The sequence below is a fragment of the Vibrio sp. V03_P4A6T147 genome (assembly GCF_002241085.1).
In the GTDB taxonomy this organism is placed as follows: Bacteria; Pseudomonadota; Gammaproteobacteria; order Enterobacterales; family Vibrionaceae; genus Vibrio; species Vibrio anguillarum.
This window is the reverse complement of record NZ_NDIO01000094.1, coordinates 21963-28387: the sequence shown is the minus strand read 5'-3', so window position 1 is coordinate 28387 and position 6425 is coordinate 21963. Positions and strand designations below refer to the sequence as shown.

General features: G+C 45.9%; 8 protein-coding genes. 4 read left to right on the top strand and 4 right to left on the bottom strand.

Annotated features, from left to right (window positions below):
- The 3 genes from dnaG to rpsU form a co-directional block, all read right to left on the bottom strand.
- Nucleotides 1-1654: DNA primase (gene dnaG / locus B9J84_RS03520; protein ID WP_094123544.1), on the bottom strand; the 1654-nt coding region annotated here is incomplete at its 3' end.
- A gap of 95 nt (nucleotides 1655-1749) precedes the next feature.
- Nucleotides 1750-2193 (bottom strand): GatB/YqeY domain-containing protein, encoded by a 444-nt coding sequence (locus B9J84_RS03515; protein WP_094123543.1) that lies wholly within the window; start codon nucleotides 2191-2193, stop codon nucleotides 1750-1752.
- A 29-nt stretch (nucleotides 2194-2222) separates the two neighbouring features.
- Nucleotides 2223-2438, bottom strand: a complete 216-nt coding sequence (rpsU, locus tag B9J84_RS03510) for a 30S ribosomal protein S21 (protein WP_004396009.1) — start codon at nucleotides 2436-2438, stop codon at nucleotides 2223-2225.
- A gap of 240 nt (nucleotides 2439-2678) precedes the next feature.
- On the opposite strand from rpsU, the gene tsaD reads away from it, so the two are divergent.
- Together tsaD and B9J84_RS03500 are read left to right on the top strand one after the other, a co-directional pair.
- Nucleotides 2679-3695 carry a tRNA (adenosine(37)-N6)-threonylcarbamoyltransferase complex transferase subunit TsaD gene (gene tsaD / locus B9J84_RS03505; RefSeq protein WP_094123542.1) on the top strand — a complete coding sequence of 339 codons (1017 nt, stop codon included), beginning with the start codon at nucleotides 2679-2681 and terminating at the stop codon, nucleotides 3693-3695.
- 135 nt (nucleotides 3696-3830) lie between these two features.
- Nucleotides 3831-4679: an alpha/beta fold hydrolase gene (locus tag B9J84_RS03500; protein WP_094123541.1), complete on the top strand. Its 849-nt coding sequence runs from the start codon at nucleotides 3831-3833 to the stop codon at nucleotides 4677-4679.
- A 111-nt stretch (nucleotides 4680-4790) separates the two neighbouring features.
- Here B9J84_RS03500 and plsY read toward each other — a convergent pair whose 3' ends face one another.
- Nucleotides 4791-5393 carry a glycerol-3-phosphate 1-O-acyltransferase PlsY gene (plsY, locus tag B9J84_RS03495; RefSeq protein ID WP_094123540.1) on the bottom strand — a complete coding sequence of 201 codons (603 nt, stop codon included), beginning with the start codon at nucleotides 5391-5393 and terminating at the stop codon, nucleotides 4791-4793.
- 187 nt (nucleotides 5394-5580) lie between these two features.
- Here plsY and folB point away from each other — a divergent pair, with 187 nt between their 5' ends.
- Nucleotides 5581-5934 carry a bifunctional dihydroneopterin aldolase/7,8-dihydroneopterin epimerase gene (gene folB / locus B9J84_RS03490; protein ID WP_017047526.1) on the top strand — a complete coding sequence of 118 codons (354 nt, stop codon included), beginning with the start codon at nucleotides 5581-5583 and terminating at the stop codon, nucleotides 5932-5934.
- Nucleotides 5931-6422, top strand: coding sequence for a 2-amino-4-hydroxy-6-hydroxymethyldihydropteridine diphosphokinase (folK, locus tag B9J84_RS03485; protein WP_094123539.1), 492 nt, complete (start codon nucleotides 5931-5933; stop codon nucleotides 6420-6422). The genes folB and folK overlap by 4 nt, the downstream gene beginning before the upstream one ends.
- The last annotated feature ends 3 nt before the right edge of the window (nucleotides 6423-6425 follow it).

Sequence of the window (6425 nt, the reverse complement as noted above, 5' to 3'; positions counted from 1 at the left end):
CAATTTGCTTTTCGATGCATTGAGCCAATATTTTGTCCAATGAATCTAAAAATAGTTCTTCTTGGTTGTCTTCAACAAGTGGAATTTCCCAACTTGCGAGGCGAGACAGAAGGGTCTCGTTTTTATTTCCGCGCCAGTGTTCAAGCAATTGGCCTGTAGTAATATTGGGGTACGCTTGACAATTCTCAAGTACCTCAATTAATAAACTTAAACCGGGTATGGGCAAGGATTGAACGCTGGAAATATCAGGTACCATTTCAGCATAGCTTGGATTTTGAATAAGCAAAGCGATCACTTCACGCATCGGTGTGCGTTTGAGTTCTTTGTGTGGCTGTGAGCGGTGTTTGTCTGATTCTGGCAGTGATGGCTTTTTATAAATCCCAGTTTTTTGCCCTAATATTTTGAGCAATTGCGCTTGTAGAGATGTGTCTGGCACTTTATTAATCAGTGGTAGTGCCAGCGCCTCAAGCGCCGCTTTCCCTTCGTTATTACCGACATCAACTTGTGACAGTAGGTTGGTAAATAGGTATTTGGATAAGGGTTCAGCATCTTGCACTAACTGTTCAAAGGCCGCTTTTCCATGGGTTCTGATGTAGCTATCTGGGTCTTCACCGTCAGGTAAAAACAGGAATTTAAGAATATTGCCACTTTTGAGATAACTCAACGCATTTTCCAGTGCGCGCCACGCCGCTTCTCGTCCTGCTCGGTCACCATCATAGCAACAGACCACCGTATTGGTTTGGCGAAAAAGCAGTTGCAGGTGATCGCCAGTAGTTGAGGTTCCTAGCGAAGCAACCGAGTAGTCCACTCCATATTGCGCCAGTGCCACCACATCCATATAACCTTCAACCACTAATATTTGCGGGGGTTCACGATAGGCTTGCATGACATCGTATAGGCCATACAGCTCTTTACCTTTATGGAAAATGGGGGTTTCTGGGGAGTTCAGGTATTTTGGCGTTCCATCACCCGTAACGCGTCCACCAAAGCCGATCACTCGTCCGCGGCGGTCGCGAATGGGAAACATAATACGTCCACGAAAACGATCGTAGCGGTTGCCTTTGTCATTTTCGATCAACATGCCGCCAGTGACGAGCATCTCTTGGCTTTCTTGTTGTTGACCGAAGTTTTTGCGCACTAAATCCCATTCGTCAGCGATATAGCCAATACCAAATTTCTGCACGATTTCGCCAGAAAGACCGCGATCTTTTAGGTACTCGATGGCATGACGATTACCCGGAACTTTGAGTTGGTTGCGGTAAAACTGCGCAATGCTGCCCATTAAGTCATAAAGGGTGCGTTTTTCTTCACTATTGGCTTTAGGGGCTGATGAGAAATGGCCACTAGAGCGTTGCTCTCGGGGAACTTCTAGCCCCACAAAAGAAGCCAATTCTTCGATGGCCTCGACGAATTCAAGGCGTTCATATTCCATCATGAAGTCGATGGCGTTGCCATGCACGCCACAACCAAAGCAGTGATAGAACTGTTTTTCTTGGCTTACACTAAATGAGGGCGTTTTTTCATTATGGAATGGGCAGCAAGCACCGTAGTTCTTACCTTTTTTCTTAAGTTTCACACGTGCGTCTATGATGTCGACAATATCAAGTCGAGCAAGGAGATCATCAATAAAACTGCGAGGGATGTGTCCTGCCATAAAACCTAAAAGAAAAGATTAAAACGAATGATTAGATACAAACAAGCCGTGCGCTCCAGAGGATAGCACGGCTTGATGCAATTTGATGCGGGCATTTAAGCGAGTTTAGTTCGAACTAATCCGCTGACTTTACCCATATCTGCACGCCCTTGAATTTGCGGTTTCAAGACAGCCATCACTTTCCCCATGTCTTGCATGCCAGCAGCAGCGGACTGGGTGATCGCATCATCAATTAATGTGCTCACTTCATCATCGCTCAACGGCTTAGGCATAAATGCCTCAAGGATAGTGATTTCTGCTTGCTCTGCATCTGCGAGATCTTGACGATTGGCAGCTTCATATTGAGCGACAGAGTCGCGACGCTGTTTAACCATTTTTACCATCACAGCAAGAATATCGTCGTCGTTCAGAGTGATCTGCTCGTCGACTTCTCGTTGTTTGATCGCGGATAAGGCTAAACGAATAGTGCCAAGGCGTACTTTATCCTTGGCTTTCATCGCTAATTTTTGCTCTTCTTTGAGGATATCAATTAGAGCCATAACTCTCGTTCCTTAATGGAAAAAGGTTATTAGTACAGGCGAACGCGACGTGCGTTTTCGCGAGCTAGCTTCTTAGCGTGACGCTTTTGAGCTGCTGCTTTAGCGCGTTTGCGAACGGTAGTTGGTTTTTCATAGTGCTCACGACGACGCACTTCAGAAAGGATACCTGCTTTTTCGCAAGAGCGCTTGAAACGACGTAATGCAACATCGAACGGTTCGTTTTCACGTACTTTAACTATTGGCATATGCCTTTCACCTCAGGGGTTATTCGTTAACGCTGATATTTTGAGGCTTAAACCACAAGATTTCTTGTCTGTTTGCTCGGTTATCAGCTTGATCAAAAATGGTGCGGAATTTTAATCCGATCGCAATAGCTTTGTAAAGCACTTTGTCGATTATAGTCTGTACAAAATTTGTTTACGGAGCCAAGGCGGGGTAACATGGCGGCCATTTCCAATTGTTGATGAAAGCGTGCTGAGAAAATTATGCGCATTATTGGTATTGAAACCTCGTGTGACGAGACTGGCATCGCCATTTATGACGAAGAGAAAGGCTTACTTTCTCATCAATTGTACAGCCAAGTAAAACTGCACGCCGATTACGGCGGTGTGGTGCCGGAGCTTGCTTCTAGAGACCATGTTAAAAAGACCATTCCACTGATAAAAGCAGCGATGGCTGAAGCGAATTTGACGCCTGCGGATATTGATGGCGTGGCTTACACCGCAGGTCCTGGTTTAGTGGGTGCGCTGCTTGTTGGCGCGACGATTGGCCGTAGTTTGGCTTATGCGTGGAATGTGCCAGCGGTGCCTGTTCACCATATGGAAGGGCACCTTTTAGCTCCGATGCTTGAAGATAATCCGCCTCCGTTTCCGTTTGTGGCCGTACTGGTTTCCGGTGGTCATTCCATGATGGTAGAGGTGAAAGGGATTGGTGAATATAAGATCCTCGGAGAGTCTATTGATGACGCGGCCGGTGAGGCGTTTGATAAAACCGCGAAGCTGATGGGACTTGATTATCCCGGGGGTCCATTGTTGGCTCGTTTGGCTGAAAAAGGAACGCCAGGGCGTTTTAAGTTTCCGCGTCCGATGACGGATCGACCAGGGTTAGACATGAGTTTCTCTGGTTTAAAAACATTTACAGCCAATACGATTGCAGCTAATGAGAATGATGATCAGACCCGAGCGGATATTGCGTATGCCTTTCAAGAGGCGGTGTGTGGCACTTTAGTGATTAAGTGCAAGCGAGCCCTTGAGCAAACTGGCATGAAACGTATTGTTATTGCCGGTGGCGTGAGTGCCAATAAGCAGTTACGCGTAGAGCTTGGCGTACTGGCGAAAAAAATTGGTGGCGAAGTGTATTACCCGCGTACTGAGTTTTGTACCGACAACGGTGCAATGATTGCTTATGCGGGCATGCAGCGTTTAAAAAATGGTGAAACAGTCGATTTAGCGGTGCAGGCAACACCTCGCTGGCCGATTGATCAACTTAAACCCATTATTTAGCGGGTGTCGCAACGGTCTCTTTTTAGAGGCCGTTTTGTTCTTTGGTACTTCCGTTTCTGTGGCGTTCTGTATTGATTTTAATTAGCCATTGCTTAAATTCTGCTCTGAGCTGTTATCGCTCATATCAATGCTACAATGCCAACCTACTTTATTAATATTGGATTCACAATGAAGACATTTGTTATTGATGATTGCCAGATGCGTTATTTGGATCAAGGGCAAGGTGAAGTGCTTGTTTTCGGTCACAGCTATCTGTGGGATAGCGCAATGTGGGCACCTCAGGTGGAAGCGTTGAGTCAACACTACCGCTGTATCGTGCCTGATTTATGGGCACATGGTCAGTCAGATTTTGCACCGTCATCCATGAACACACTGAAAGATTATGCTCAGCATATTTTGGCTTTGATGGACCACTTATCGATTGAGCAGTTTTCTATCATTGGTCTTTCTGTAGGTGGAATGTGGGGGGCTGAGTTAGCCGTTCTTGCGCCTGCGCGCGTGAAATCATTAGTGATGATGGATACCTTTGTTGGTCTAGAGCCTGAAGTCAGCCATGCAAAATATTTTGCCATGCTCGATGCGATTGCGGCGATGCAGCAAGTGCCATCACCGATTGTTGATGCAGTTGTACCGATGTTTTTTGCAAAAGATGGCGAGCAGCAATCTCCGGCATTAGTGGCTGGATTCAAGCAACATTTATCGGCGCTTACTGGTCAACAAGCGGTGGAAGTGGCTCGGTTGGGGAAAATGATCTTCGGTCGTCGTGACATGATTGAAGAGGTGGAGCAATTGAGGTTGCCAGTGTTGATTGCAGCTGGCGCTGAAGATATGCCTCGTCCGCCTCTTGAGGCTTACTTAATGAATGATGTCATTCACGGCAGTGAGTTAGAGGTTATTGCTAATGCTGGACATATCAGTAACTTAGAGCAACCTGAATACGTTACCGCCATGTTGACCCGTTTCTTGAAAAAAGCGCTTAGCTAGTCTTCCCTTATTAGCGGGTCATGCTTAATCAAAAAAGGCTTCGTAAGAGGCCTTTTGCTTATTCGTCATTGACGTTCTTTGATAGCGGGTTTATCCATCATCCAAGCTAGCTCAAGAACCAAGCGTTTTTTTCTCACCCACTTTCGGTTCTGTGCCAGCAAATAACCGTTTAATATTTTGGTGATGACGAAACACGATAAGGCAGCACAGCATTGCTACCGGTAAGGTATATTGCGGTTTGATCAACCAAGTGTAGAACGGAGCGAGCAGCACGGTAACCAAAGCCGCTAAGGATGAATAGCGAAATAAAAATGCAATGCTGATCCAAGTCAATATGATAAGTGCGGTGAGATCTAAACCGATCGGTGCGATGGCTCCCAGTGCTGTTGCAACACCTTTTCCGCCTTTAAAATGAAAGAAAATAGGATACATATGGCCAAGGCAAGCGGCGATGGCGACTAGGCCTAACAAAATGGGGTCAATCCCCAAATAGTAGCTGCCCCATACGGGAATAGTACCTTTGAGCATGTCACACAGCAGTACCGCGATGGCGGCTTTTTTTCCACCAATGCGTAATACGTTAGTTGCACCGGGGTTATTTGAGCCCATATTGCGAGGATCGGGCAGGCGTAATAAACGGCAGATCAACACCGCACTTGAGATCGAACCCAGTAAATAGGCAGAAATGATCATTATCAGTGCGAGTGGTGTCATAAGTACCTCTGCAGTGGAAATGCCCTAAAGCAAGTTCACAAGCCATTGTTAACCATGATGAAAAGCAAAAAAATGTTTTGGATTTCGCATCTCGACTCAGTTTGGGTATATGATATCGCGATTAGGCAAAATAGTACGATTTTTTACGTAATTAGGGTATCCGACCTCTAGAGGAAGAGACGCAAAAATGGACAAAGTCTTTATTGAGCAGCTGACGGTAATCACGACTATTGGCGTGTATGATTGGGAACAAGAGATTAAGCAGAAGTTGGTGCTCGACATCGAAATGGCGCACGACAATCAACCCGCAGGTAAAAGTGATGATGTGAGCGATGCATTAGACTACGCACAAGTGAGTCAAGCGGTGATCGCACATATTGAAAATGGTCGCTTTTTATTGGTAGAGCGTGTTGCAGAAGAAGTAGCAGAGCTTCTGATGCAGCGTTTTTCCGTTCCTTGGGTTAAAATTCGCTTAGCAAAGCCCGGCGCGGTAGCACAGGCATCCAGTGTTGGCGTTATCATTGAACGAGGCCATGCATGACGACGGTCTATGTTGGCGTCGGTTCTAATATTGAAAGACGCAAACATATCGAAGCGGCCATCGAGGAATTGTCGACCATCGGAAATCATCTACAGATCTCGACCATTTACGAATGTGCATCGGTTGGTTTCAATAGTGCGGCTTTTTATAATTTAGTCGTTGCGCTGGAAACAAGGCTTTCGTTGAGTGATTTCGTGGCGCAACTTCGAGCGATTGAATCTCGATGGGGGCGCGACCCGCAGGCGAAAAAATTTCAAGATCGCACCTTAGATCTCGATATCATCTTGTTTGGTGAAGACATTTCAGCGCAAGATCCTGAACTGCCACGCAGTGATATCTTTAAATATCCATTTGTCATACAACCACTTTACGATTTGTCACCGGAACGGATCGTTCCCAATGATGGTCGTAGTGTGCGTCAAATATGGCAACAGGCGATCAACTTAGAATCGCTCACCCCTGTCAAACTTTGGTTCGACATTAATTAATAA